Annotated in this window: 20 protein-coding genes; 8 read left to right on the plus strand and 12 right to left on the minus strand. The window is 73.7% G+C overall.

Annotation, left to right across the window (positions count from 1 at the left end; all coding sequences use genetic code 11):
- The coding region (locus ABZY13_RS13845) for a glycosyl hydrolase (protein WP_356630166.1) at positions 1–2,523 on the plus strand (2,523 nt) is incomplete at its 5' end.
- A 244-nt stretch (positions 2,524–2,767) separates the two neighbouring features.
- Here ABZY13_RS13845 and ABZY13_RS13850 read toward each other — a convergent pair.
- Together ABZY13_RS13850 and ABZY13_RS13855 are read right to left on the minus strand one after the other, a co-directional pair.
- Positions 2,768–3,790 (minus strand): LacI family DNA-binding transcriptional regulator, encoded by a 1,023-nt coding sequence (locus ABZY13_RS13850; RefSeq protein ID WP_356630168.1) that lies wholly within the window; start codon positions 3,788–3,790, stop codon positions 2,768–2,770.
- 149 nt (positions 3,791–3,939) lie between these two features.
- Complete coding sequence (locus ABZY13_RS13855; protein WP_356630170.1) at positions 3,940–4,470, minus strand: DUF4396 domain-containing protein; 531 nt, start codon at positions 4,468–4,470, stop codon at positions 3,940–3,942.
- 669 nt (positions 4,471–5,139) lie between these two features.
- On the opposite strand from ABZY13_RS13855, the gene ABZY13_RS13860 reads away from it, so the two are divergent.
- Positions 5,140–6,672, plus strand: coding sequence for an alanine/glycine:cation symporter family protein (locus tag ABZY13_RS13860; RefSeq protein ID WP_356630172.1), 1,533 nt, complete (start codon positions 5,140–5,142; stop codon positions 6,670–6,672).
- Between the two features lie 296 nt (positions 6,673–6,968).
- On the opposite strand, the gene ABZY13_RS13865 is transcribed toward ABZY13_RS13860, so the two are convergent.
- Complete coding sequence (locus ABZY13_RS13865; protein ID WP_356630174.1) at positions 6,969–8,063, minus strand: chemotaxis protein; 1,095 nt, start codon at positions 8,061–8,063, stop codon at positions 6,969–6,971.
- Between the two features lie 24 nt (positions 8,064–8,087).
- Positions 8,088–8,294 carry a hypothetical protein gene (locus ABZY13_RS13870; RefSeq protein ID WP_356630176.1) on the minus strand — a complete coding sequence of 69 codons (207 nt, stop codon included), beginning with the start codon at positions 8,292–8,294 and terminating at the stop codon, positions 8,088–8,090.
- Positions 8,295–8,512: 218 nt separating this feature from the next.
- Here ABZY13_RS13870 and ABZY13_RS13875 point away from each other — a divergent pair, with 218 nt between their 5' ends.
- Positions 8,513–9,901 carry an MFS transporter gene (locus ABZY13_RS13875; RefSeq protein ID WP_356630178.1) on the plus strand — a complete coding sequence of 463 codons (1,389 nt, stop codon included), beginning with the start codon at positions 8,513–8,515 and terminating at the stop codon, positions 9,899–9,901.
- A 54-nt stretch (positions 9,902–9,955) separates the two neighbouring features.
- On the opposite strand, the gene ABZY13_RS13880 is transcribed toward ABZY13_RS13875, so the two are convergent.
- The 6 genes from ABZY13_RS13880 to ABZY13_RS13905 form a co-directional block, all read right to left on the minus strand.
- Positions 9,956–11,902: a GAF domain-containing protein gene (locus tag ABZY13_RS13880; protein ID WP_356630179.1), complete on the minus strand. Its 1,947-nt coding sequence runs from the start codon at positions 11,900–11,902 to the stop codon at positions 9,956–9,958.
- A gap of 87 nt (positions 11,903–11,989) precedes the next feature.
- Entirely contained in the window at positions 11,990–12,790 is an 801-nt protein-coding gene (locus tag ABZY13_RS13885; protein WP_356630181.1) for a 3-hydroxybutyrate dehydrogenase, read from the minus strand.
- 54 nt (positions 12,791–12,844) lie between these two features.
- Positions 12,845–13,327, minus strand: a complete 483-nt coding sequence (locus ABZY13_RS13890; RefSeq protein ID WP_356630183.1) for an NUDIX domain-containing protein — start codon at positions 13,325–13,327, stop codon at positions 12,845–12,847.
- A 45-nt stretch (positions 13,328–13,372) separates the two neighbouring features.
- Positions 13,373–14,986, minus strand: coding sequence for an apolipoprotein N-acyltransferase (gene lnt / locus ABZY13_RS13895; protein ID WP_356630185.1), 1,614 nt, complete (start codon positions 14,984–14,986; stop codon positions 13,373–13,375).
- 77 nt (positions 14,987–15,063) lie between these two features.
- Positions 15,064–15,609: a hypothetical protein gene (locus ABZY13_RS13900; protein ID WP_356630187.1), complete on the minus strand. Its 546-nt coding sequence runs from the start codon at positions 15,607–15,609 to the stop codon at positions 15,064–15,066.
- An 83-nt stretch (positions 15,610–15,692) separates the two neighbouring features.
- Positions 15,693–16,478, minus strand: coding sequence for an aspartate/glutamate racemase family protein (locus ABZY13_RS13905; RefSeq protein WP_356630189.1), 786 nt, complete (start codon positions 16,476–16,478; stop codon positions 15,693–15,695).
- 57 nt (positions 16,479–16,535) lie between these two features.
- Between ABZY13_RS13905 and ABZY13_RS13910 the strand changes: the two genes are divergently transcribed.
- Positions 16,536–17,711 (plus strand): glycosyltransferase, encoded by a 1,176-nt coding sequence (locus tag ABZY13_RS13910; RefSeq protein ID WP_356630191.1) that lies wholly within the window; start codon positions 16,536–16,538, stop codon positions 17,709–17,711.
- Positions 17,712–17,734: 23 nt separating this feature from the next.
- Here the strand turns inward: ABZY13_RS13910 and ABZY13_RS13915 are convergent, their stop codons facing one another.
- Entirely contained in the window at positions 17,735–19,024 is a 1,290-nt protein-coding gene (locus tag ABZY13_RS13915; RefSeq protein WP_356630415.1) for a TerD family protein, read from the minus strand.
- Between the two features lie 226 nt (positions 19,025–19,250).
- Here ABZY13_RS13915 and ABZY13_RS13920 point away from each other — a divergent pair, with 226 nt between their 5' ends.
- The 4 genes from ABZY13_RS13920 (at position 19,251) to ABZY13_RS13935 (ending at position 23,857) form a co-directional block, all read left to right on the plus strand.
- Positions 19,251–19,679, plus strand: a complete 429-nt coding sequence (locus ABZY13_RS13920) for a DUF6643 family protein (protein WP_356630193.1) — start codon at positions 19,251–19,253, stop codon at positions 19,677–19,679.
- A gap of 46 nt (positions 19,680–19,725) precedes the next feature.
- Positions 19,726–20,547 (plus strand): MOSC N-terminal beta barrel domain-containing protein, encoded by an 822-nt coding sequence (locus ABZY13_RS13925; RefSeq protein WP_356630195.1) that lies wholly within the window; start codon positions 19,726–19,728, stop codon positions 20,545–20,547.
- 106 nt (positions 20,548–20,653) lie between these two features.
- Entirely contained in the window at positions 20,654–21,256 is a 603-nt protein-coding gene (locus ABZY13_RS13930; protein ID WP_356630197.1) for a hypothetical protein, read from the plus strand.
- Between the two features lie 156 nt (positions 21,257–21,412).
- A complete protein-coding gene (locus ABZY13_RS13935) occupies positions 21,413–23,857 on the plus strand; it encodes a right-handed parallel beta-helix repeat-containing protein (protein WP_356630199.1) in 2,445 nt (814 codons plus the stop codon).
- A gap of 13 nt (positions 23,858–23,870) precedes the next feature.
- Here ABZY13_RS13935 and ABZY13_RS13940 read toward each other — a convergent pair whose 3' ends face one another.
- A complete protein-coding gene (locus ABZY13_RS13940; protein ID WP_356630417.1) occupies positions 23,871–26,129 on the minus strand; it encodes a hypothetical protein in 2,259 nt (752 codons plus the stop codon).
- Positions 26,130–26,264 lie beyond the last annotated feature (135 nt).

A 26,264-nucleotide genomic window follows, 5' to 3' on the forward strand; every position in this document is an offset into this window, starting at 1 on the left:
TTCCAGCGCTACGGCGACAACCCGTACTCCACCCCCATGTACGGCCACCCGCTCACCTACCAGGCCGTCTCCGGCGGACTGGAGGTCGGCTACCCCACCAGCCCCGCCATCGTCGGCGACGGCCGCCAGTACGAGTACACCCACAAGCGGGACCTCACCCTCGGCCTGAGCGGGCTCAACTCCCCCGACACCAAGGCCGACTCCTGGTCCGACTGGACGGTCACCCCCTACTGGTCCGACGGCGCCCGCACCCTGCGCACGACCATCGGCCACGGCCTGCCCTTCGTCTACGCCCAGGGCACCGGCGGCAACGCCCAGATCACCACCGCCGCCACGCCGAGCGTCTTCTCCGACCAGGGCAACGTCCTCGGCATCACGGTCGGCGGTCACCACTACGCCCTGTTCTCGCCGACCGGCACCGACTGGAACGTCTCCGGCACGACGATCACCGCGGGCCTGGGCGGCAAGGACTACTTCTCCGTCGCCGTGCTGCCCTCCACCGACGCGCTCGCGACGTTCCGCAAGTACGCGTTCAGCTTCGTCACCGGGTCGCAGGTCGACTGGAGCACCTCCGGCGGCACGGTCAGCGCCACCTACAAGCTCACGACCGAGGCCAAGGAGGGCACCGAGCGCGGCACCCTCCAGGCCCTGTACCGGCACCAGTGGCTCCACACCACCGACGCCCTGACGCCGTACACCTATGTCTCTCCCCGCGGCACCATGAAGGTCAGGGAGAGCGCGTCCTTCACCACCCGGCAGAAGGTCGCCCCGGTCCTGCCGGGCCTGCCCAGGAACAGCGCGGTCGACACCGCCCGCCTGCGCACGTACCTGAACGAGGTCGCCAACGCGTCCGACCCGTTCAGCGGGGCCACGGACACCTACTGGACCGGCAAGGCGCTCGGCAAGCTCGCCCAGCTGGTGCCGCTCGCCGACCAGATCGGTGAGACCGCGGTCCGCGACAAGTTCATCGGCCTGCTCAAGGGCCGGCTCCAGGAGTGGTTCACCGCGGGCGGCGCGAGCGAGTTCTCCTACGACAAGGCGTGGAAGACCCTCATCGGCTACCCCGCCTCCTACGGCAGCGACGCGGAGCTCAACGACCACCACTTCCACTACGGCTACTACGTCTACGCGGCGGCGATCGTCGCCCAGTACGACGCCGCCTGGGCCGCCGACTCCGCCTGGGGCGGCATGGTCAAGACCCTGATCCGCGACAGCGCCAACCCCAGCCGCAGCGACAGCGCCTTCCCGTTCCTGCGCGGCTTCGACGTCTACGCCGGGCACAGCTGGGCCTCCGGCCACCAGGGCTTCGCCGCCGGCAACAACCAGGAGTCCTCCTCCGAGTCCACCAACCTCAGCGCGGCGCTGGTGCTGTGGGGTTCGGCCACCGGCGACACCGCCCTGCGCGACCTCGGCAGCTACCTGCTGGCCACCGAGGGCGAGGCGATCGCGCAGTACTGGTTCGACGCCGACCAGCAGGTCTTCCCCGGCTCCTTCACCCACGACACCGTGGGCATGGTCTGGGGCAGCGGCGGGTCCTACTCCACCTGGTGGACCGCCAACCCCGAGGAGATCCACGGCATCAACGTCCTGCCCGTGACCGCAGGCGGATCCCTGCACCTGGGCGGCCACAAGGCGGCGATCCGGCGCAACCTGGCCGAGCTGGAGCGCGAGAACGGCGGCCCCGCCGTCGAATGGCGCGACATCCTCTGGGAGTTCGAGTCGCTGGCCGACCCGGCCACCGCGAAGGCGAAGTGGGACGCCGGCAACGCCGGATACACCCCGGAGCAGGGCGAGTCCAAGGCCCACACCTACCACTGGATCACCACCCTGGACGCGCTCGGCGCCCCCGACCCCTCGGTCACCGGCGACCTTCCCACGTCCGCGGTGTTCAGCAAGAACGGCGTTCGCACCTACGCCGCCCACAACTACGGTTCCACGGCCCGCACGGTCACCTTCTCCGACGGCAAGACACTGTCGGTGCCCGCGCGGTCCACCGCGACCGGCACCGGCACGGACTCCGGCGGCCAGAACCCCGAGCCGTCCACCGGCAACACCTTCCAGCTCCGCACCGGCGGCACGCTCACCACGGCCACCGGCGCCACGGCCGGCAGCGACACCATCCCCTCCGCGGGCGGCCGCAACTACGACGGAACGCCCAACAAGCCGCTCGTCTACGAGGTCAAGGGCGTCAACGCCACCCTCAAGAGCGGCGCGTCCACGGCCTTCCGCCTCCCGGTGGACGCCGGCACCGCGGTCGGCCTCGGCCAGCAGGCCCGCGTCAGCTACGACCTCACCGGTGACGGCACCTTCGACCGGATCGAGACGTACAACTACTTCGCCACCGACCCGGTCACGGGCTGGGAGGAGTACAGCCAGGCCCGCGGCCTGAAGTCCGCCACGGGCGCCCTCGGCAACCTGCGCGGTGGAACGGTGCGGCTGGAGGTGTGGAGCGCGATCGGCAACGCGGACGCGCGCCTGCGCACCGGCACGGACACGTCCGTGGTGGTCATCCCCTACGAGTGACGCACGCACCGCCCCGGCACAGTGAGTGACGGCGGGCACCGGGCTCCGGCCCGGTGCCCGCCGTTGTCGTGCGGACGGACGTCCACGGTGGGCCGCTGCGGGACGAGGCTCCCGGTGCCCGCGCGTCGTGCGGACGGGGACCGGGTGGCCCGGGCAGGCAGTCTCGGGGCTGCGGGCTCGGCCCCTCGGCCTCCGGCCGGCACAGCCCTGCCCGTGCCTGCGCGAGCCGGCCGGCCGGGTCCCGTCAGGCGGAGGCCCGGCGGACCAGGGTGGTCGGGGTGATCACGGAGTCGGGCACGTCGCCGCCCGGCGCGTCCAGCAGCCGCATGAGCAGTCTGACCATGATCCGGCCCATGCCCTCGATGTCCTGGCGGACCGTGGTGAGCGGCGGATCCGCGGCCAGGGCCACGGGCTCCATGTCGTCGAAGCCGACCACCGCCACGTCCTGCGGCACCCGCAGCCCGCGCTCACGCAAGGTGCGCAGCGCGCCCAGGGCCATCGTGTCGTTGGCGGCGAAGACCGCGTCGGTCTCGGGCCGCCGCTCCAGCAGCTCGGCCATCGCGCGGGCGCCGCTCGCCTCGGTGAAGTCGCCCTGGCACAGCAGCTGCGGGTCGACGTCGACCAGGACGTCGCGGTAACCGTGGATCCGGTCCACCGCCGACGTCTGGTCGCGCGGGCCCGCGATGTGCGCGACATGCCCGCGGCCCAGGGAGACCAGGTGACGCACCGCCTCCCGCGCGCCGCCGCGGTTGTCGCAGTCCACGAACGGCACGGTCAGACCGTCGCCCGCGGCCGGCCGGCCGCCCAGGACCGCCGGAACGCCGGTGCGGGCGATCAGCGCCGGCAGCCGGTCGTCGTGGAGGGAGAAGGCGAGCGCGCCGTCGACGTGCCCGCCCTCCAGATAGCGCCCGATCCGCTCGTGATCGCCGGAGCCCTCCGCCCACAGCAGCACCAGTTGCGCGTCATGGGCGGTCAGTTCCCGGCTGATGCCCCGGATCTGCTGCTCGAAGAACGGGTCCGAGAAGACCCGGAACTCCGGCTCGGCGATGATCACCGCCACCGCGCCGTTGCGCCGGGTGACCAGGGTGCGGGCCGCGTGGTTGGGCACGTAACCCAGTTCCTCGACGGCCAGGCGCACCTTGTCGACCAGCGCGGGACGCACGCCCGCGCCCCCGTTGACGACCCGCGAGGCCGTCGCACGGGACACGCCGGCGCGCGCCGCGACGGCTTCCAGCGTGGGACGGGGCCTCACGGTCTGCTCCGGCAAGGCGGGCGCTCCTTTTGTGCGTCTGCGATCGCTCTGCGAGGGATCTGGCTGGATCTGTACAACCACAATAGACGCAGACGGCGAGCCGTGAGAGCGCTCCCAAATGATTGCGGCTGTCACATCGACGAGCGCGGGAACAGCGCGGGAGGTCAGTGGTAGGCGTGGACGACGGCGTGGCCCTTGCCGCGGCCGATCATCCACTTGTTGACCGGCGTGGTGATCACGAACGCCACGGCGAAGCCGCCGAGCAGCGCCGACCAGAACAGCCCGTCGGACAGGTGCGCGTCCATCGCCCCCGGCGTGAGGGCGATGATCGCGTTGTCGACCAGTTCCATGACCGCGATGGAGACGGTGTCGGCGGCCAGCGCCACCTTGATCGCGGCCTTGAGGGAGAGCCCGGCGCGGATCACCGCGAAGAGGGTGAACGAGTAGCCGAAGACGAAGGCCAGCGTGATCGCGAGGATCATGGTGGGCACGTTGCCCCACAGCAGGGCGGTGCCGATGACCATGCCGAGGATCTCGCCGATGGCGCACCCGGTCAGGCAGTGCAGCGTCGCCCGCACCGCCGTCGACCAGGAAGCGCCCCCGCCCCGGCCGCCGTGCTCCATGCGGCCGTGGTGACCGTGGTGGCCGTTGCCGCCCGCGGGGGCGGCCCCGGCGTGGTGCGCGCTGTGGTCCATGACCTTTCATCCCCATTCGACTTCCAGTGTGGCCGGTGGCGGCCACACCGCCACTATATACCCCCTGGGGGTATACGGCGATGCTGAGATGCGGCGATTCCGCCTCCCCGGGCACGCGAGTGGTCTCGCCGAGCGCCTCGCGGATTCGGAGCCGGACGATCGCCGGCGCGGGGCCGGGCACAGGACCGCCACTTCTCCCCCACGCCCAGCGGCGCGCCGTGCGTTCGGGACGGTGAGCGGGGGTGCAGTCGGCGACCGCCGCGGCCCCTCGTCCGGCAAGGACCCCCGCTCGGCGCCCCCGGGGAGGCGAAAGGCGCACGGCAAAAAGCCGACGGAGCGCAGAGCCGTCCGGTGAACGGACCGGGCTCTCCGGATAACGGTCTGATTGCGCTCGCTGGGACTTTCGAGGACTACTCGCGGTTATGTGATGTGCATCACTAAAGAAGTCGTAAAGGTCGTGGTAGAACAGCGCAACTCCGCAGGTGGCACCATCCCTCGTCACAGCGCGGAGCCGCCGACGCGCGTCGGCAGCACGACCAGGGTGATCACGCTTCGAGTCCGTCGAGCATGGCCCCGGGGTCGCCGATCGGACAACGGCGTTCGCTCCAAGACCGCACATCCCGCTGGCGCAGACTCATGCGCCGGTCCTGCGCCATCGAGGTAACCACCGTGTCACTCGACTCCCTCACCACATCCGTCGACGAGGCCGTCAGCGGATTCTTCGAGCCCATAGCCACCTGGCTCGGGGAAGTGGTCTTCTACTCCGTCCCGGTCGCCGGTACGGAGCTCCCGCTCATCGTCGCCTGGCTCGTCGTCGCCGGTCTGGTCTTCACCGCCTGGTTCGGACTGGTCCAGATCCGCAAGTTCAGGCTCGCCGTCGACGTGGTCCGCGGGAAGTACGACGAGAAGGGGTCGGCAGGTGAGGTCAACCACTTCCAGGCCCTGACCGCCGCCGTCTCCGGCACGGTCGGCCTGGGCAACATCGCCGGTGTGGCCGTCGCCGTCTCGATCGGCGGTCCCGGCGCCACGTTCTGGATGATCCTGTGCGGCCTGCTCGGCATGGCCACCAAGTTCGTCGAGGTCACCCTCGGCGTGAAGTACCGCGAGGTCCACGCCGACGGCACCGTCTCCGGCGGCCCGATGCACTACCTGCCCAAGGGCCTGGCGGACCGCTTCGGCAAGAACGGCAGGAAGCTCGGCAAGGTCCTCGCGCTCCTCGCCTCCTTCTTCGTCCTGTTCTTCGGCCTCTTCGGCGGCAACCTCTTCCAGGTGAACCAGTCCTACGCGCAGCTGGTGTCCGTCACCGGCGGCGAGGACGGCATGCTGGGCTCCTCCGCCGGCGCGGTCTTCTTCGGCGTCCTCGTCGCCGCGCTCGTCGGCATCGTGCTCCTCGGCGGGATCCGCTCCATCGCCAACGTCACGAGCAAGCTCGTCCCCGCGATGGCGGGCATCTACATCGCCGCCTGCCTGGTCGTCATCCTGTTCCACGTCACGGCCGTCCCGGCGGCCGTCGCCACCATCGTCGAGGGCGCCTTCAACCCCGAGGGCGTGGCCGGCGGTGTGCTCGGCGCACTGATCATCGGCTTCAAGCGGGCCGCGTTCTCCAACGAGGCCGGTCTCGGCTCCGCCCCGATCGCCCACTCCGCGGTCAAGACCAAGCACCCGGCGAGCGAGGGCCTGGTCGCCCTGCTGGAGCCGTTCATCGACACCGTCATCATCTGCACCATGACGGCGCTGACCATCGTCATCGCCAACCCCGCGAGCTGGGCCGAGGCGCGCGCGGGCGAGTCCATCGGCGGTGTCACCATCACGTCCGACGCCTTCGCGACGGTGATGCCGTGGTTCCCGTACATCCTCACCGTCGCGGTGCTGCTGTTCGCCATCTCCACCGTGTTGACCTGGGGCTACTACTGCCTCAAGGCCTGGACCCACCTCTTCGGCCGCAGCAGGGGCAGCGAGCTGACGTTCAAGGTCCTCTACACCCTGTTCGCCGTCGCCGGCTCGCTGTTGACGCTCCAGACCCTGATCGACATGGCCGACGCCGTGCTGTTCATGCTGGCCGTCATCAACATCATCGGCCTCTACCTCCTCGCCCCTGTCGTCAAGCGCGAGCTGAACTCCTTCCTCGAGTTCGTCCGCGCCCGCAACGCCGGTGAGACCACTGAGGACACGGACGAGGAGTCGGTGAAGACCACCGTCTGACCGTTCCCGCGGCCCGGCTCCCCAGGGGCGCCCCGGCCGAAGATCGAGGGAGGGCCCGTACACACCTCGCGCCTTGGTGTGGCGGGCCCGCTCGTCATGCCCCGGCATATGTTCCCGCAGGCGTCGGGCCCCGCCCGGAGGGAGAAGCCGCAGCGCGCACCGGCGCGGTCGTACGCCGCGACGGCCGCGAACCGCCCGGGCTCGGCCGCGATCGGCATGATGCCGACCGGCGCCACATGGTCGCCCAGGCCGTCGGCGGCGGCCTCCCCGCGCAGGCGCTGGTGACGGGCGGCGTCTCAGTAACGCAGCGCGCCGGCGATCCCGCCGGCGTCGCCGAGGGCGCCGTCGGGGACGAAACGCACCTCGGCGCCGGTGTCCAGGCACCGCTCGACGATCTCGTCCACGATGTCCTCGCGGGAGTCCAGGTCCTCGCTCCCGGCAGGGACCAGATGGCCGCCGTCGTCGCGCACGGTCGTCCGGAAGTTCTCCTCGACGGCCAGCAGCCGCACCCGGCCCTCTTGGGCGTGCCGCCACACCTCGTCCACGCCGGCCGCGAACTCCCGCTGCCCTCGGGCCGCCTCCAACTCCCGGGTCACGGCGTCGAGGTTCTTCAGCTCCTCGGCGGCGACCAGCGGCCGCACCGCCCGCCACACCGCCTCCGGCGAACCGTGCGCGAGGCCGCCGTGCGGGACGTGCACGCCGTCCCGTGCGACGGTGCCGACCTCCTCCAGCAGGGACAGCGCCGCCCGCTCCCCGGTGACGTACAGCGGGCGCGGGCTGTCCCGCAGGATCCGCGCCATCGCGGCGTCGGCCTCCCGCAGGAAGTGCCGGGTGTCCTCGTCGCGGAAGCTGCTCGGCGTGTCGCCCTGGCGCTCCTGGCGCTCGGGGTCGAAGTCCCGCTCGCGCCGGGTGAGCGGGAAGCCGCCGACGTGCTCCTCGGCGACCCGGCCCCCGCCGCCGTTCCACAGGGCGACCCGGTCGGCGGAGACCGACAGTACCCAGAACGGCCGCTCCGTGGCCTGCGCGGAGACCAGGTTGCGGGTGAGGAAGGTGTCCGAGAGCACCACGCGTTCGGGCACGGGGCGGGCGAGCGACCACACCTGGTGCTCGCCCGGCGCCGCGAAGATCACCAGACCGTCCTCGGCGTACGTCAGATCGACCTCTCCGAGGGCCTCGTCGAGTTCGCGGACCACGTCGGCGCGCCGCTCGCGGGTGACCGCCGGGTCGGCCTCCAACTGCCGCTTGGCCTCGGCCACCACATTGCGCAGCCGCACCCGGTCCTGGGCGTTGTCCGGCTCACGCCGGTGCGTCGGGGTCAGCACCGACACGGCGGGGTAGGGGCGCGGGCGGCGCAGCTCGGCGAGGGCCGCAGGGCTGAGTGAGTGCTCCATGACAGCACCATAGGTCCGATTTGCTTACTGGGCATTCGGGATGTTCACGGCGAAACGCTGCGGTGCGCGCCGCCGTTCACTCGTCCTCTCCTCCGCGCCGCACGAGCCGCCGCGGTCCGGCAGGGAGCCGTGGAGCAGGAAGGCGTCGACCTTGCGGCGCACGCACCCCCAGACGTGCACCCGGTACACCCCTCGCCCTTCGTCGGCACCACGGCCGACGTCCACGGGCACGCGGATCTCCTGGTGCTCGGTCAGAATCCCGCATCCGGGACAGCGTTCGTTTCGACCACCACTGCCCCCTGAGCCGCCTCTCCCCACGTCGGCATGGTGGCCACGCGCATAGCCAACCCCCGAACTATGTTGTCCCACCACATGTGCGCCTGACCTGCGGATTCCTACGGTGTGGCGACAAACAACCGTCCCCGTCGAAACGCCAGGAAGTGGTGCCGATGTCGTCGCCCGCAGCCGCTCCGCCGGCCCCGTCCAATCTCAAGCGCATCGTCGCCGCGTCCCTCATCGGGACGACCATCGAGTGGTACGACTTCTTCCTGTACGGCTCCGCCGCGGCGCTCGTCTTCAACAAGCTGTTCTTCCCCGAGTCCGACCCGCTCGTCGGCACGCTGCTGTCCTTCCTGACGTACGCGGTCGGCTTCGCCGCACGGCCGCTCGGCGCTCTGGTGTTCGGGCACTACGGCGACCGGCTCGGGCGCAAGAAGCTGCTGGTGCTGAGCCTGCTGCTGATGGGCGGGGCGACCTTCGCGATCGGTCTGCTGCCCACGCACGCGACGATCGGCAGCGCCGCACCCGTGCTGCTGACGGTGCTGCGGCTGGTGCAGGGCTTCGCGCTCGGCGGCGAGTGGGGCGGCGCCGTACTGCTGGTGTCGGAGCACGGGGACGCGCGGCGGCGCGGGTTCTGGGCGTCGTGGCCGCAGACGGGCGCGCCCGCCGGGCAGTTGCTGGCGACGGGCGTGCTGTCGCTGCTCACCGCCGTGCTGTCCGACGCCGCGTTCACCAGCTGGGGCTGGCGCATTCCGTTCCTGCTCTCCGGTGTGCTGGTGATCGTCGGTCTGTGGATCCGGCTGTCCGTCGACGAGTCTCCCGTCTTCCAGCAGGCGCTCGCATCGGCCGAGGCGCGCAAGGCGGACGCCACCGCGGAGGCGGAGACGATGCCGCTCGTCGCCGTACTGCGCCACCACTGGCGGGACGTCCTGGTGGCCATGGGCGCCCGCATGGCGGAGAACATCAGCTACTACGTCATCACCGCGTTCATCCTCGTCTACGCCACCACCTCGGCCGGCGTCTCCAAGCAGACGGCGCTCAACGCGGTGCTCATCGCGTCGGCCGTGCACTTCGCGGTCATCCCGCTGTGGGGCGCGCTGTCGGACCGGATCGGCCGCCGTCCCGTCTATCTGATCGGCGCGGCCGGCGTCGGACTGTGGATGTTCCCGTTCTTCGCGCTCATCGACACCGGCGGCTTCGGCAGTCTCCTGCTCGCCGTCACCGTGGGCCTCGTGCTGCACGGGGCGATGTACGCACCGCAGGCCGCGTTCTTCTCCGAGATGTTCGCGACGCGGATGCGGTACTCCGGCGCCTCCATCGGCGCGCAGTTCGCCTCGGTCGCGGCCGGTGCGCCCGCCCCGCTGATCGCCACCGCACTGCTGAACGACTACGGCAGCTCGACGCCGATCTCGCTGTACGTGATCGCCGCGGCGCTGGTGACGATCGTGGCCGTGGCGGCGGCGAAGGAGACCCGCAACCGGGATCTCGCCGACGTCGTCCCGGCGTCCGTGGAGGACGCGGCGGCGACGGCGCGGAAGGCGGACGCCCGCACCGTGTGATGCCCGGGTCCGTTCCCGGACCGCCGGCCCCCGTGCGCCTCCGGCGTGCGGGGGTCAGCGGTGTTCGGGGGCCGCCAGGCGGTGCAGGCGCAGGGCGAGCTGTATCTCCAGGGCGCGGGCCGGGCTCTGCCAGTCCTCGCCGAGGAGGCGGGCGATCCGCTCCAGGCGCTGGGCGACCGTGTTGACGTGCACGTGCAGCGCGTCCTTGGTGCGGGCGGGGCTCATGCCGCACGCGAAGTAGGCGTCCATGGTGCGCACCAGGTCGGTGCCGCGGCGTTCGTCGTAGGCCACCACCTGGCCGATGGTGCGGTCGACGAAGCCCTCGACGTCCCGGTCCGCGGCGAGGAGGAGACCGAGGAAGCCGAAGTCCTCGGCGGCGGCGCCGTCCCCGGTGCGGCCGAGCAGGCGCAGGGCGTCCAGGCAGCGGCGGGCCTCGCGGTAGGCGGTGGGCACGGCGTCCCGGTCGTCGCGCAGGCGCTCGACCGGGGCGGAGGCGCCGACGGTGACCGCGTCGTGCACGGCGGTGCCGAGGTGGCGGGCGGTGCGGCGGGCCAGGCCGGTGGCGGTGTCGCCCGGTTCGAGGGGCAGCAGCAGGACGGTGCCGCCGTCGCGGGCGGCGGCGAGTCCGTGGCGGGTCGCGGCGAGGTGGGAGGCGGCGGACCACAGGCGGCGGCGGGCGTCCGCCTCCACATCTGCGTCGGCGGTGACGCCGTCGAGGCGGGCGGCGAGCACGACGTGGGCGGCGTCGAGGTCGGCGTCCAGCCGGGAGGCGCGTTCGCGCAGCAGGCGGGGGTCTCGGTCGCGGGCGTCGAGGAGGTCGTCGAGCAGCTCGCCGCGGACGCGCTGTTCGGCCTCGGCTGCGGAGCGGCGGGCGAGCATCAGCAGGGAGGTGACCATCGCGGCGCGCTCCAGGGTGCGCTGGTCGACGGGGTCGAGGGCGGGGTGGCCGCGCAGCACCAGCGCGCCGAGCAGCTCGCCGCCGGCGGTGACGGCGGCGTACCAGTCGTCCCCGTGCCGCACGGCGTGGTTCTCGGTGCGGAAGGCCTCCAGGGCCCGGGCGGGGGCGGTGGTGGCGTCGGTGAACTCGACCGTGCCGTCGAGGACCTCGGAGACGGCCGCGGTCACCTCGTGCACCCCGCCGCCGCGCAGCACCAGCGCGGCGAGCCGGTCGTGGACGTCCGAGGCTCGTTCGATCACGGCGCTGCGGTCCTGGATGATCTCGTGGGCGCGCTCCAGGTCGGCCAGGGCCGAACGGGTCTCGGTGAGGAGGTTGGCGGTGTCGATGGCGGCGGCGGCCAGTGCGGCGAAGGAGCCGAGCAGCGCGATCTGCTCGCGCTCGAACACGCGCGCCCGCCGGTCGGCGGCGAAGAGCACGCCGATCACGTGGTCGCCGAGCGTGAGGGGCACGCCGAGGATGGCGACCAGGCCCTCGTCCCGCACGCCGGCGTCGATGGCGGTGGTGTGCTGGAAGCGGTCGTCCTTGAAGTAGTCGTCGGTCACATACGGGCGGGCCGTCTGGGCGACGAGTCCGCCGAGGCCCTCGCCCATGCCGAGCCTCAGCTGCTGGAAGCGGGCGGCGACCGAGCCCTCGGTCACCCGCATGTAGGTGTCCCCCCGCGCGGGATCGTTGAGGCTGAGGTAGGCGACGTCCGTGCCGAGCAGGGAGCGGGCGCGCTGCACGATCGCCCGCAGCACGGCGTCCAGGTCGCGCAGTCCCGCGAGGTCGTGGGCGGTCTCGAAGAGCGCCGACAGTTCGGCCTCCCGGCGGCGGCGTCCCTCCAGCTCCGAGCGGACCCGCAGGGCGAGCGGCTTGGCGTGTTCGAGCGCGGCGATCCACTCGGGCGGGCGGCCCTCGGCGCGGGCCAGCAGCACCGGCTGCTCATAGGCGTCGGCGGACGCGCCGCGGGCCAGCAGTTCCAGGAACGGGGTCTCCGCGGCGCCCGGGGGCGCCGGCGGGCCCTCGCCGGGGCGCTCGGTGGACTGCACGTGATCGCGGGACATGCTCACAGGATTCCTCATCGCACGGCCGGCCCGTCAGCCCTGTGGAGAACTCGGGGCGCACCCGGCACACGGCCGCCTGTGGTCGCACTAGTGTGCGGTCCAGCCACCGTCCAGGACGAGCGAGGCGCCGGTCATGAAGGAAGCCTGCGGGCCGCACAGGTAGGCCACGGCGGCGGCGACCTCCTCCGGTTCGATGAGCCGCTTCAGGGCGCTGTCCTGCAGCAGCACCTCGGTCAGCACCCGCTCCTCGGGAATGCCGTGCGCCCGGGCCTGGTCGGCGAGCTGCTTCTCCACCAGGGGCGTGCGCACATAGCCGGGGTTGACGCAGTTCGAGGTGACGCCGTGGGGGGCGCCCTCCAGGGCCGCGGTCTTGGACAGGCCCTCCAGTCCGTGCTTGGCGGCGACGTACGCCGACTTGTAGGCCGAGGCGCGCAGGCCGTGCACGGAGGAGATGTTCACGATGCGGCCCCAGCCCTGCCCGTACATGTGCGGCAGGGCGCCGCGGATGAGGCGGAACGGCGCCTCCAGCATCACGGTGAGGACCGTGCGGAAGACGTCGGGCGGGAACTCCTCGATCGGGCGGACCAGCTGCAGCCCGGCGTTGTTGACCAGGACGTCGGCGCCCGCGGCGGCGGCCTCGGCGGCGTCCAGGTCGGTCAGGTCGAGGACGTGCGGTTCGACGCTGCCGGGCAGGCCCGCCGACCGCTCGGTGAGCCGCTCCAGGCCCTCGGCGTCCCGGTCGACCGCTCTGACCTTGGCCCCGGCGGACGCGAGGCGCAGCACGCAGGCGCTTCCGATGCCGCCGGCGGCGCCGGTGACGAGGGCCGTGCGGCCGCCGAGGTCGAGCGGGGAGGCGTGGGGGCCCGGGAGGGCACGGGGCTCGGTCATGTCTCGACCCTAGGCAGCGTGCCCCGGACGACCCATGTGGTCAGCCCCCACACTTCATTCGAGGCTCGTGGTGTCGAACCATGTGGGGGCGTCGTCCGACAGCGCCTGCTTGATCCGCAGCGTCGCGAACTCGCCCAGCTCGGGCAGGGCGTCGACGTCGAACCAGGCGACCTCCAGCGACTCGTCGTCGTTGACCCGCGCCTCGCCACCGACGGCCCGGCAGCGGAAGGTGATGTCCATGTACTGGCAGACGTCGCCGTTCTCGTAGGTGACGGGCCGCAGGGCCTGGACCAGCACGACCCGCTCGGGCACGCAGCGCACGGCCGTCTCCTCGTAGACCTCCCGCACGGCGCACGCGGCCGGCTGCTCCCCCGGCTCGGGGATGCCGCCGAGCAGCGACCACCTGCCGTTGTCGGTGCGGCGGTTCAACAGCACCTTGCCCGTGTCGTCGAGGACGAGGGCGGTCACCCCGGGCAGCCACAGCAGCTGGTGTCCGGCGGAGGCCCGCAGGGTGCGGATGAAGTCAGGAGTAGCCATGCGGCGACCCTAACGGGCCGCCACCGTCCGCCCGCGCGCGTACGGCTACGCGTCCCCCGCGCGCCGGGCGCGCACTCCGGCGGCCACCGCCCACCCGAGGCCGCCGCCGGCGACGAGGACCAGGGCGATCTCCGGCAGGATGCCGAGCCGGGTGGCCGGGGTCTCGAAGGAGCGCAGCGGCACCTCCTGGACCAGGGAGTCGGCGACGAACATGCCGGTCCGCCGGCTGATCGTGCCGTCCGGCAGGATGATCGCGCTCACCCCGCTGGTGACCGGCACGGTGACGGTGCGGCTGTGCTCGACCGCGCGGATGCGGGACATGGCGAGCTGCTGGTAGGTCATCTCGCTGCGGCCGAAGGTCGCGTTGTTGCTGGGCACCGAGATCAGCTGGGCGCCGCTGGTGACGGTGTCCCGCACGGTCCAGTCGAAGGCCGCCTCGTAGCAGGTGACGAGGCCGACCCGGGTGCCGCCGAGGGAGAACACGCCCGGTTCGGCGCCGCGGCTGAAGTCCTGGCGGACCATGCCGGTCCAGTCGTCGTTGATCGCGTCCAGCAGGGGGCGCAGCGGCAGGTACTCGCCGAAGGGCTGGATCTGCCGCTTGTCGTAGGTGTCGACCGGGCCCTTTTCCGGGTCCCAGAGGATCTGCTCGTTGAGGAGCCTGCCCTCGCGCTCGACGACGCCGCCGACGGAGATCGGCGCGCCGACGGCCTTGGCTGCGCGGTCGATGACGTCGTGGGCGTCGTCGTTGGTGAAGGGGTCGATGTCGGAGGAGTTCTCGGGCCACAGCACGAAGTCGGGCCGTGGCATCCTGCCCGCCTTCACCTCGGCGGCCAGCCGTTCCGTCTCCCGGGCGTGGTGATCCAGGACCGCGCGGCGCTGGGCGTTGAAGTCGAGGCCCGCGCGCGGGACGTTGCCCTGGACGACGGCGACGGTCGCCGTGCCGTCCTCGGCCTCGTCGCCGACCAGCGGAAGGGCGGCCGCGGCACCGGCCACCGGCAGGACGACGGCGAGCAGCGCCGTGACCGCGGCCGGCCGCCGGACCGTGCCGGTGCGGCGGCGCCGAAGGACGAGACGGACGACGTCGTGGAGGCCGAAGCCGCACAGGACGACCGCGAAGCCGAGCAGCGGCGTTCCACCGGCCGCGGCGAGCGGCAGGAAGACGCCGTCCGCCTGGCCGAAGGCGATCTTGCCCCAGGGGAAGCCGTGGAAGGGCACGCGCGCGCGTACCGCCTCGCCGGCGATCCAGACCGCGGCGGCCCACACGGGCGCTCCCGGCAGCTTCGACACGGCGGCGACGCCGACGCCGACGAGCGCGACGAAGAGCGCCTCGATCGCGACCAGGGCGAGCCAGGGCCCCGGCCCCACCTCCACGCCGGTCCACACCAGCAGCGGCAGCAGGAACCCGAGGCCGAAGAGGTAACCGAGACCGAGGGCCGCCCTGCGGCTCCGGCCGCGCAGCACCCAGGCGAATCCGGCGAAGGCCGGCAGGGCCAGCCACCACAGGGTGCGGGGCGGGAAGCTGACGTAGAGCAGCACTCCGCAGAGCGCCGCGACGGCGGCCGGAAGCAGGCGGCGCAGCAGCCGCGCGGCGCGCGAGGCGGGCGCCGCGGCGGGGTCCACGTCGTCCGACGCGGCCACGGAGGTTGCGGTGACGGTCACTCCCGGAGTGTACGGCGGCGGGCCGGACGGCCCACAGCGCGGGCGGAGCGGAAACCCGCTCGCCGGTCGGTGGGATCTCAGTGGGCCGTGCCGGGGGTGGTCGGCCGCAGCCGGTCCCTGATCACGCGTACGGCCGCCTCCGCGTCGTCGACGGTGACGGTGAACGTGTGGCCGTCCCCCAGCCGCAGCCGCAGCCCCTCGCCACGCCGGACGACGACCGCGGTGCCCTTCTCGGGCCGCCAGCGGTACCCCCAGCCGCCCCAGTGGCGGGGGGTGACGTGCTCGACGAACTCGGCGCCGACGACGTGCGAGAGGGGGATGCGGCGACGCGGCACGCCCATGTGGCCGCAGCGCACCTCCAGGCACTCCTGGTCGACCCGCAGCGCGACGTGCACGAAGGCGAGGGTGCCGAACAGCACGAGCAGTCCGGCCGCGATGCAGCCGACGACGGACATGACGAGCGGAACGACGCCGTCGGTCCAGGGGGAGTCCACGGCCAGTTCGATGCCGAGCGCGAGACAGGCGCAGCCGATCGGCGCCAGCAGCCACTGGACCCGGTTGGTGGCGCGTCCGGTCCAGACGTCGGGGTGCGGGGTGTGCGCGTCGCGGGGGTGGTCCCTCATGTTTCGAGGTTACTCAGCTTTCGCTGCGCGGGGAGGCCGTCGCGCAGCGTGACCGGCGGGCCGGTGGTCCGTGCGTGGCCGGTTCAGTGGGCGGGGCTGGCCGTGGCGAGCAGCCTGCCCTCCTCGTAGGTGAGGGCGGCGGCGGGCAGCGGGCCCTCGCGCCCGCTCAGCAGCACCGTCACCGCGCCGGGCGGCCCGGCCTCGGGCGCGGGGCGGACGCCGAGGCGGCGCAGGGTCTGGGCGGCCACGGCGCCGGCCGAGCCGTGCAGGACGAGCGGAGCAGCGCCGGGCTGGTGCACGGCCGCGCGGATGCGTTCGGCGACCAGCTCGTAGTGGGTGCAGCCGAGGACGACGGTGGTGGTCCCGTCGGGGGTCAGTTCGGCCGCGGCGGCGATCGCGGCGGCGATGGCCGACTCGTCCGCGCGTTCGACCGCCTCGGCCAGTCCCCAGCAGGGCACCTCGGTGACGGCGACGCCGTCGGCGAACTCCTCGATGAGCCCGCGCTGGTAAGGGCTGCCGGTGGTGGCGGGGGTGGCCCAGATGGCGACGGGGCCGCCGCCGGCCGCGGCCGGCTTGATCGCGGGCACGGTGCCGACGACCGGCAGCGCGGGCTCCAGGCGGGCGCGCAGGGCGGCCAGCGCGTGCACGGTGGCGGTGTTGCAGCCGACGACGAGGGCGTCGGGACGGTGCGCGGCGGCGGCCTCGGCGACGGCCAGGGCGCGCCGGGTGAGGTCCTCGGGGGTGCGCGGTCCCCACGGCATTCCGTCCGGGTCGAGGGAGAGCACGAGATCGGCGTCGGGCCGCAGGCGCCGTACCGCGGCGGTGGCCGCCAGCAGGCCGATTCCGGAGTCCATGAGCGCGATCTTCACCCGGCCACGATAGACGATGGGCCCTTCCCGGCCCGCCGGGTGGGGCACACTGCGCGGGTGAGCGCCATCGTGTGGACCGCCGCCGCTTCCCTCCTCGCCTGGCTGTGGCTGCTGCTCGGCCAGGGCTTCTTCTGGCGCACCGACGTGCGGCTGCCGCCGCGCCGGGATCCGGACGCGTGGCCGTACGTCTGCGTCGTCGTGCCGGCGCGCGACGAGGCGGCGGTGCTGCCGTCGAGCCTGCCGTCGCTGCTGGCGCAGGACTACCCCGGCCGGGCCGAGGTCGTGCTCGTCGATGACGGCAGCACGGACGGCACCGGCGACGTCGCCCGCGAGCTGTCGCTGCGGCACGGCGGGCTGCCGCTGACCGTGGCCCGTCCCGGCGAGCCGCCGGCGGGCTGGACGGGCAAGCTGTGGGCCGTGCGGCACGGCATCGGCATCGCCCGCGCGCGGGAGCCCGAGTACCTGCTGCTGACGGACGCCGACATCGCGCACGCGCCGGACAGCCTGCGGACGCTGGTGGCGGCGGCCCGCACCGGCGGCTTCGCCATCGTGTCGCAGATGGCCCGGCTGCGGGTCGACACCCTGTGGGAGCGGCTGGTCGTCCCGGCGTTCGTCTACTTCTTCGCGCAGCTGTACCCGTTCCGCCGCATCGGCCGGGAGGGGGCGCGCACGGCCGCCGCCGCGGGCGGGTGCGTGCTGCTGCGCACGGAGACGGCCGTCCGCGCGCGGATCCCCGACGCCGTCCGGGACGCCGTCATCGACGACGTGGCGCTCGCGCGGGCCGTCCGCGCGGCCGGCGGGCGGCTGTGGCTGGGGCTCGCCGACCGCGTGGACAGCGTCCGCCCCTATCCGCGCCTGCGCGACCTGTGGCGCATGGTCTCCCGCAGCGCCTACGCCCAGCTCCGGCACAACCCGCTGCTGCTGCTCGGCACGGTCGCCGGGCTGGTCCTCGTCTACCTGGCGCCGCCCGCCGCCCTGGCCGCGGGTCTCGCCGGTGGCGACGCGGCCGCCGCGGCGCTCGGCGGGGCGGCCTGGCTCGTGATGACGGGGACGTACGTCCCGATGCTCCACTACTACGGGCAGCCGCCGTGGCTCGCTCCCCTGCTGCCGTTCACGGCGCTGCTGTACCTGCTGATGACGGTCGACTCGGCGGTGCAGCACCACCGCGGGCGCGGCGCCGCCTGGAAGGGCCGCACCTACGCCCGTCCCGGCGCCGTTCCGGACGAGGGGTGAGCGCCGGGCGGCGTGGGGCCCGATCACTTGCGGCCCGGTGTCCAGTTCATGCCCCAGCCGTAGGCGTGGTCGACGGTCCGCTGCGGGCTGACGCCCCGCTCGGGCACCAGGTAGCGGGCCTCGCGCCGGACGACCAGGTCCGTGCCGGTACGGGTGATCAGCGCGAGGGCGCACACCGGTGAGGGCACGGTGCACTCGTCCAGGGAGAAGTCGATCGGGGCGCCGTGCTGGGGGCGCAGGGTGACCGTGGCATGCAGGTCGGCGAAGGAGCGGGCGCCCTCGTAGATGGTGACGAAGACGAGAATGCGCCGGAAGGCGTCCTTGTGGTCGAGGTTGACGGTGAGGTTCTCGCCGCTCGCCACGGCGCCGGTGCGGTCGTCGCCGTCGAGGTGGATGTACGGCGGCCGGTGCAGGGAGCCGTAGGCGTTGCCGAGGGCCTGGACCACCCCCTTGCTGCCGTCGGCCAGCTCGTACAGGGCGCACAGGTCGAGGTCGAGGTCCGTGTGCTGGGCGACGGCACGGCCGAGTTTGCCGGTCCAGCCGGAGAACTGCTTGCGCGTCTGCCAGTTGAGGTTCACGTGCAGCGCGCCGGAGGTGCCGCCCTGTTTGGCGAGGGAGACGGAGGGCGCGGTCTTGGTGAGCGTGACCTTGGTCAGCCGGACCGGGGCGGCGGGAGCGGAGGGCGCGGTGGCGGGCGGGGCGGGGGCGGACGGCGCAGCGGCCGTACGCGCCACCGGAGCCGGGGGCTGGGCCTGGGCCGGAGTCGCCGCGGCCGTCGGGGCCGGCCCGTGCTGCGGCTCGTCCACCGTGATGCCGAAGTCCGTGGCCAGCCCTTCGAGCCCGCTGCTGTACCCCTGCCCCACCGCGCGGAACTTCCACGCGCCCTGCCGCCGGTAGAACTCCCCCAGCACGAAGGCCGTCTCGACGCTCGCCCCGGTGCTGTCGAACCGCGCCACCACCGTGTCCCGGGCGGCGTCCCGGACCTCGATGCAGAGGCCGGGCACCCGGCCGAACGGGCCCCCGTCCGCCGAGGCGGCGACCACCACGGTCTCGACGGCGGGCTCCACACGCGCGAGGTCGACGAGGAGGGTGTCGGTGACGCGTGCGCCGAGGTCGCGCCTGCCCTCGTGCCGGACGGCGCCCGAGGCGTGCGCCGGCTGGTTGTAGAAGACGAAGTCCGCGTCGGAGCGGACCTTTCCGCCGGCCAGGGCCAGCGCCGAGGCGTCGACGTCGGGGACGCCGGGACCGGTCTCCCAGCCCACCTCGACGCGCAGCGCCGCCGTCGGCACCGGAACGTTCGATCCCTTCGGCATCGACATGTTCGTCCCCCTTCATGCCGGGCCCTTCGCAAGGGCCCCAAGACAACTGGCCAACCGCCGGTAACCCCCCGGGAACTGAGGCTTTACACGATCGAGCGGCCGCTCGCCGCCCCTTTTTCCCGAGTTCGCTCGCATTGGGGAGCCCACGTCACCGCCGACACGGAAAACAACCTTCTTATCGGTCTCCCCAACCAGCACATCGTGGGCTTAACTTATGGGCATGACCTCCCCCCGCTCCACCTATGGCGGCGGCTATTACTCCGCCTCCTTCCCGGACACCCCGATCTACGACTCGCTCGTGGCCGAGCGGGGCACCCCGCAGATCGCCCCGATCCGGGTCCCCGCCGCGTACGACGCCCCGAGCAGCCACCTGCCCGCTCTCCCGTCGGCGCTGCCCGCCCTGCCCGCGGCCCCGGTCCAGCCCTCCTACGGCTACCCGCAGCAGCCGCAGCCCGCCCCGCTGCACCAGGCGCCCACCGCGTACATCCCGCAGCAGGCCGCCGCCCCGCGCGGATACCCCGGGCCCCAGCCGCAGCCCCCGCGCCCCGCGGCCCCGGCCGGGTACGAGGCGATGCGTCCGGCGGCCCCGCGCCCCCAGCAGCCCCAGTACCAGGACCCGTACAACAACCAGCAGTACCGCGGCTACTGAGCGGCCCCGACGAGGCGTTGTCGGCGCCGCCTGGCACGATTGCCTCATGGGGAACGCGCAGCTGCAGTCGATTCACGTCCATCCGGTCAAGGCACTGAGGGCTCTGGCGCCCGCGGAGGCCGTCGTGGAGCCCTGGGGTCTGGCCGGGGACCGGCGCTGGGTGCTGATCGACGACGGGGGAAAGGTCATCACCCAGCGCCAGCAAGCGCGCCTCGCGCTGGCCGCCGCCGAGCTCGTGCCCGGCGGCGTCCTGCTGTCCGCGCCCGGCATGGAGCCCTTGACGGTGGCCGTCCCGGAGCCGGTCGGCACGGTCACGCTGGAGATCTTCCGGGACAAGGTGGAGGGGGTCCTGGCCGACCGCGCCGCGCACGACTGGTGCAGCACGTTCCTCGGCGTCGGCGCCCGTCTGGTGCACATGGACGATCCGGCCACGCGCCGGCCGGTCGACCCGGACTACGCGCTGCCCGGCGAGACGGTGAGCTTCGCCGACGGCTACCCCCTCCTCGTCACCTCCACCGCCTCCCTCGACGCGCTCAACGCGCTCATCGCCGAGGGGGAACACGCCCACGAGGGCCCGCTGCCGATGAACCGCTTCCGGCCCAACGTGGTCGTCGCGGGCGCCGAACCCTGGGCGGAGGACGGCTGGCGGCGCATCGCGATCGGCGACGTCTCCTTCCGGGTCCCCAAGATGTGCGCGCGCTGCGTCGTGACCACCACCGACCAGGGCAGCGCCGAGCGCGGCCGGGAGCCGCTGCACACGCTCGGCAGACACCGCCGCATCGGCGGCAAGGTGGTCTTCGGCCAGAACCTGGTGCCCGAGTCCCGCGGCACCATCCGCGTCGGCGACCCGGTCCGCGTCCTCGGCTAGCCGCACCGGCCTCCCCGGGAACCCCCCGCCCTCGTCCGCGCGTTGAACCGTCGCACCGCGTGAGTCGGGTGGGAGAGGGCGGGAAGCGGAGGGAAGGGGGGCCGGCGTGCGGGCGATCGGCGGAATCCGGCGGTGGCGGCGCAATCCGCTGTGCCGCCGAACGGACTTGGCGGAGGCCTGGACGGCGCTGGCCGCCCTGCTGCTGATCCTCGTCGGCGCCCCGGTCGCCGGCGCCCTGGCGGGCGCCCTCGCCCAGGAGTCCCTCCAGGAGTCCGTCGGCGAGCAGCACCGCTCCCGCCACCTGGTGACCGCGACCGTCGTACGACCGGTGGAGCGCTCCGCGCCGCCCGTGGACCCGGAGGCGTTCGTGCGCGACACCCGTACCCGGGTGCTGGCCCGCTGGACCGCGCCGGACGGCTCGGTGCGCAGCGGCGAGGTGCTCACGAGGCTCGCCGCGCCCCGGCCGGGCGACCGCTTCACCACATGGACGGACGGGCGGGGCCACCTCGTCGCCCGCCCGCTGGACCCGGCGATGGCCACGACGCACGCGGTGCTCGCCGGGTTCGGCGTGACGCTGCTGACGGCCGCCCTGGCGGAGGGCGCCAGACGGCTGGTGGTCTGGTACTTGGTCCGCCGCAGATACGCCTGTTGGGACCGGGCCTGGGAGCGGGTGGGCCCGGACTGGGGCAGGACCGGCACCGGCAGCTGACCGCCTTTCGGCCGCGGTCAACCCGTGGTCCGCGCGCACGCTACGGTGGACCGGCCGAACCCGACGTCGGCATCGACCCGCGCGCGAGGGCGCCCGAGGGACGCACCCGAGGGCGAACGAGCCACACGTACCACGAGGTGGGGGCACAGCAACGCCATGGCACAGGGCACGGTCCAGGTGACGCACACCGGCACGTCGCGGTGGCGGCGCCGCACGGGTGAGTACGCATCGCTCGCCGCCGCCCTGGAGGCCGCGGCCGACGGCGACGTGCTCACCGTCGCCCCCGGCACCTACCGGGAGAACCTCGTCGTCCAGCGCGCGGTGACGCTGCGCGGCCCGGAGGGCTCGCCCGGCTCGGTGCGGATCGCGCCCGCCGACGGGGTGCCGCTGACCGTGCGCGCCTCCGCGATCGTCCAGGACCTGCTCGTGGAGGGCCAGGACGCCGCCGCGCCCGCGCTGCTGATCGAGGAGGGCGCGCCGGAGCTGAGCGACGTCCGCGTCGTCACCCGGTCCGCGACCGGGATAGAGGTCCGGGGCGGGGCGCGGCCGACCGTGCGGCGGTGCACCGTCGACAACCCGGCGGGCATCGGGATCGCCGTGGTCGACGGCGGGGGCGGGGTGTTCGAGGAGTGCGAGGTCGTCGCGGCCGGGCAGGCGGGAGTCGCGGTGCGCGGCGGCGGCCATCCGCGGCTGGAGCGCTGCCGGGTGCACCACGCCGCGGGCTCGGGGCTGACCGCGACCGGTGAGAACTCCGCGCTGGAGGCCGTGGGCTGCGAGGTCTACGAGGTGCGGGGAAGCGGCGTGCAGATCACCGCCCGGGCCACCGCGCACCTCGCCGACTGCGATGTGCACCGCACCACGTCCGACGGCGTCACCCTCGACACGGACGCTGTGCTCACGCTCGCGGACTGCCGTATCCACGACATCCCGGAGAACGCGGTCGACCTGCGCTCCCGCGCGGTGCTGACGCTGACCCGCACCAGCGTGCGGCAGTTCGGGCGCAACGGCCTGTCGGTGTGGGACCCGGGCACCCGCGTGGACGCCAACCAGTGCGAGATCTTCGACAGCACCGGCGACTACCCGGCCGTGTGGGTCAGCGACGGGGCGACGGCGGTGCTGGACTCCTGCCGGGTGCACGACGTGCCGGACGCGCTGTTCGTGCTCGACCGCGGTTCGCGCGCGGACGTGGTCGACAGCGATCTGTCGCAGGTGCGCAACACGGCGGTGTCGGTGAGCGACGGCGCGACCGCGCAGCTCGACGACTGCCGCATCCGGGAGGCGGCGACCGGGGCGTGGTTCCGCGACCACGGCAGCGGCGGCACGCTGGCCAACTGCACGCTGGACGGCGTGCAGACCGGCGTCATCGTCACCAAGGGCGCCGACCCCACGATCGAGCGCTGCACGGTCGACTCCCCCGCCGAGGCCGGCTTCTACGTGTCCGCGGGCGGCCGGGGCACGTTCGCCGGCTGCCGGGTGCGCGGCAGCGGCGGCTACGGCTTCCACGTGATCGACGGCTGCCGCACGACGCTGCGCAAGTGCCGTACGGAGCGCTGTGCGCGCGGCGGCTACGAGTTCGCGGACGCCGGTCCCGACGCCGGGCCGGGCAGTGGTCCGGTGGTCGAGGACTGCAGCAGCGACGAGAGTGCCGGCGTTCGGCCGCCGGCGGCGCGTGAGACGGCCGTGGAGACGTCGGCGCCGGGGGCGACGCCGGGGCTGCTCGGCGCGATTCCCGGGCAGCGGTCCACCGAGCAGGAGCCGCTCATCGCCGCGGCAGGCTCCGAGCGGCCGGTCCGCTCCTCGAAGGAGGTCCTCGGCGAACTCGACGCGCTGGTCGGGCTGGAGAGCGTCAAGCGCGAGGTGCGCGCCCTGACCGACATGATCGAGGTGGGGCGGCGCCGGCAGCAGGCGGGCCTGAAGGCGGCGTCGGTCAAGCGGCATCTGGTCTTCACCGGCTCCCCCGGCACGGGCAAGACCACCGTGGCGCGGCTGTACGGCGAGATCCTGGCCTCGCTCGGCGTGCTGGAGAAGGGCCACCTGGTCGAGGTGTCCCGGGTGGACCTGGTCGGCGAGCACATCGGCTCCACCGCGATCCGCACCCAGGAGGCCTTCCAGCGGGCCCGCGGCGGCGTGCTGTTCATCGACGAGGCGTACGCCCTGTCGCCCGAGGACGCGGGCCGCGACTTCGGCAAGGAGGCCATCGACACGCTGGTGAAGCTGATGGAGGACCACCGGGACGCGGTCGTGGTGATCGTGGCCGGGTACACCGCCGAGATGGAGCGGTTCCTGTCCGTCAATCCGGGCGTGGCCTCACGCTTCTCACGCACCATCACCTTCGGCGACTACGGGCCCGGCGAGCTGCTGCGGATCGTGGAGCAGCAGGCCGAGGAGCACGAGTACCGGCTGGCCCCCGGGACCGCCGAGGCGCTGACGAAGTACTTCACCGCGATCCCGAAGGGCCCCGCGTTCGGCAACGGCCGCACCGCCCGGCAGACCTTCGAGGCGATGGTGGAGCGCCATGCGAGCCGGGTCGCCCAGCTCGACGAGACGAGCACGGACGACCTGACCCTGCTGTACCCGGAGGACGTGCCGGAACTGCCGTGAGGGCGGCGTCCGTTCAGGACCCCGTCGGCCGCTGGGCGGGCACCTCGGGCGGGCTCAGCCGGTCCAGCAGCCGGTCGCGTTCGTGGGCGAACACCGGGTCGGCCTGGTAGTCGGAGTGCCCGAGGATCGGCGCGGGCAGCGGGTGCAGGTCGGTGCGGCCGTGGGCGAGGGGGTCCTTCAGCGGCTCGCAGTCGACGCGCGGGCCGCCGTTCTCCGGCACCCGTACGGGGCCGCCGATGGGGTCGGTCAGCCGGTACAGGTTGCGCCAGCAGTCGACCTCGTCGTGCAGGGCGGCGAGCGACTCGGGCCCGAAGTGGGCGGGGAACCAGCGGCCGTACAGCCGCTCCAGCGGGGAGCCGTACGTCAGCAGGGCGACCCGCTTGCGGACGGCGTGAGGCAGCTGCCAGGCCGTTGCGGCGGCGAGGACGCTGCCCTGGGAGTGGCCGGAGATGACCAGCCGTCCGCCCGTGGCGCGGGTCCAGGTGGCGACCCGCCAGGTCAGGTCGGGCACCGCGCGCTCGGCGTAGCAGGGCGGTGCGAAGGGGTGGGCGGCGCGCGGCCAGAAGGTGCCGACGTCCCACAGGATGCCGATGGTGCGCCGGGCGGAGGCGTCCTGGTAGGCGCGCCGGCCCAGGGTGACGAAGATCAGGAAGCCGATCCCGATGAACCAGGAGCCGAGCGCCTGGGCGGTCTCGGCCGCGCCGTGCACCAGCGGATGGGCGCCCCGGGCGGCCTGGCTCGGGGTCTCCCCCGAGGTCATGCCGCCGATGAGCGCGGCGGCGCCCAGGGCCGGCGTCACCGCGCAGACGACGGCGACGAACAGGGGGCCGCGGTCGGTGAGCGTGGCCATGGCGCGGACGCGGGCGATGACGCGGGTGCGCTCGGGGTTCCTGGCCTCCTCGGCGTACTCGGCCTCGACGGCGGCGCGCTCGGCGCGGGCGAGCGCGCGGGTGCGCCATGCCTGCCAGGCGGTGAGGAGCAGCAGGACGGCCAGCAGGGGCGGGATCACGGACGCCTGCCAGGTCAGCAGGACCGGGGCGCCGGGCAGTCCGTCGCCGGTGCCGTCCAGCCAGTCGGCGACGCGCTGGGACAGGCCCCCGGTCATCACTCCGCCGAGGGCGCAGGCCAGCAGGGCGACGGCGGGGCCGGCCAGTCCCCGCATGGCGGTGCGGTCGCCGGGGAGCCGGCCGGTGCGGTACAGCAGGTGGGCGATCACCGCGAGGACGATCACCAGCAGGCCCTGGACGAGGGCGATGCCGCCGAAGGCCGCGTCGCCGGGCAGTCCGTCGGCCGAGCGCCACTCCGGGCGGTCCCAGCCGGCGTACGGCAGCGCGAGGGCGAGCAGCAGGAGCGCGACGGCGGGCAGCCGGCGGACGACGGCGGGGTCGTCCCCGCGGTCGAGGCGCCGTTCGCTGCGTCCGCGTCCGCAGACGACCGCGACCACGGTGATCGCGCAGGCGGTCAGCGCCGCCTGCAGGAGGATGCCGAGCGTTTCCAGGGCGGCGGGGCCGCCGGGGTCGCGGTCGTGGGCGGCGGCGGGGAGGGTGAGGGCCGCGGCCACCGTCAGCAGGCCGGCCGCCGTGTGCGCGCCGCGCAGCCGGGCCACCAGCCTGCGGCCGAACCAGAAGCCGGGGCGGCCGAGCGCCGTGGGGCTGGTGTCGTCGGCCTCGGCGCGGGCGACCGGCTGCTCGGACTCGTAGGTGCGCCAGGTCCGCCGGGAGAGGTACCACAGCAGGGCCACCAGGGCGGTGGGGACGGCGGCGGCGAGGGCGAGTCTGCGGCCGGGCGGGCTCCACCAGCCGCCGCCCGACGCGGTGGGCGACGCGAAGCGCAGCCAGGTGTGCGCCTCGGCGCACGCGCGCGTGCCCGCGCACTGCCAGGCCGTCAGGTCCATCGCGACCACGCAGGCCGTCGCGACCAGCAGCACGGTCAGGCTCAGTCCCACGAGCCGCACCAGGGCGCCGTAGAGCCGGACCGTCCCCTGCCGGCCCTTGGCCGAGGGGCGCATCCAGTGGGCGAGGTTGACGACCATGAACGGCAGGAGCAGCAGCCAAAGGGCGCGTGCGCCGTTGCCCGAGGTGAGGTTGCACCAGACGTACGCCTCCGGCACCGGCCGCCCGTCGCGGCGGGCGCCCTCGGTGCCGTCCGCCTCGACGTCGTCGGCGCGGCGGAAGACGGCCGCCGTGTCGTCGCCGGAGACCCGCACCGTGCGCGGGTCGTCCAGCATGTGCTCCGGTGTGGCGCCGCCCACCCCGTGCACCAGCAGTTCCAGGGCGGCCCCGGTGTCCTCCGGCCGCTCGACGGGGCCGCACGCCCCGTCGTCCGCGGCACGTTCCCGTACAACGTCCACTTGTCGCTTCCCCCGTGACGCACCGTCGGCTGAGTGTCCCGCAACGGACCGCGCGGA

The organism is Streptomyces sp. NPDC006610, assembly GCF_040611575.1.
Taxonomy (GTDB): domain Bacteria; phylum Actinomycetota; class Actinomycetes; order Streptomycetales; family Streptomycetaceae; genus Streptomyces.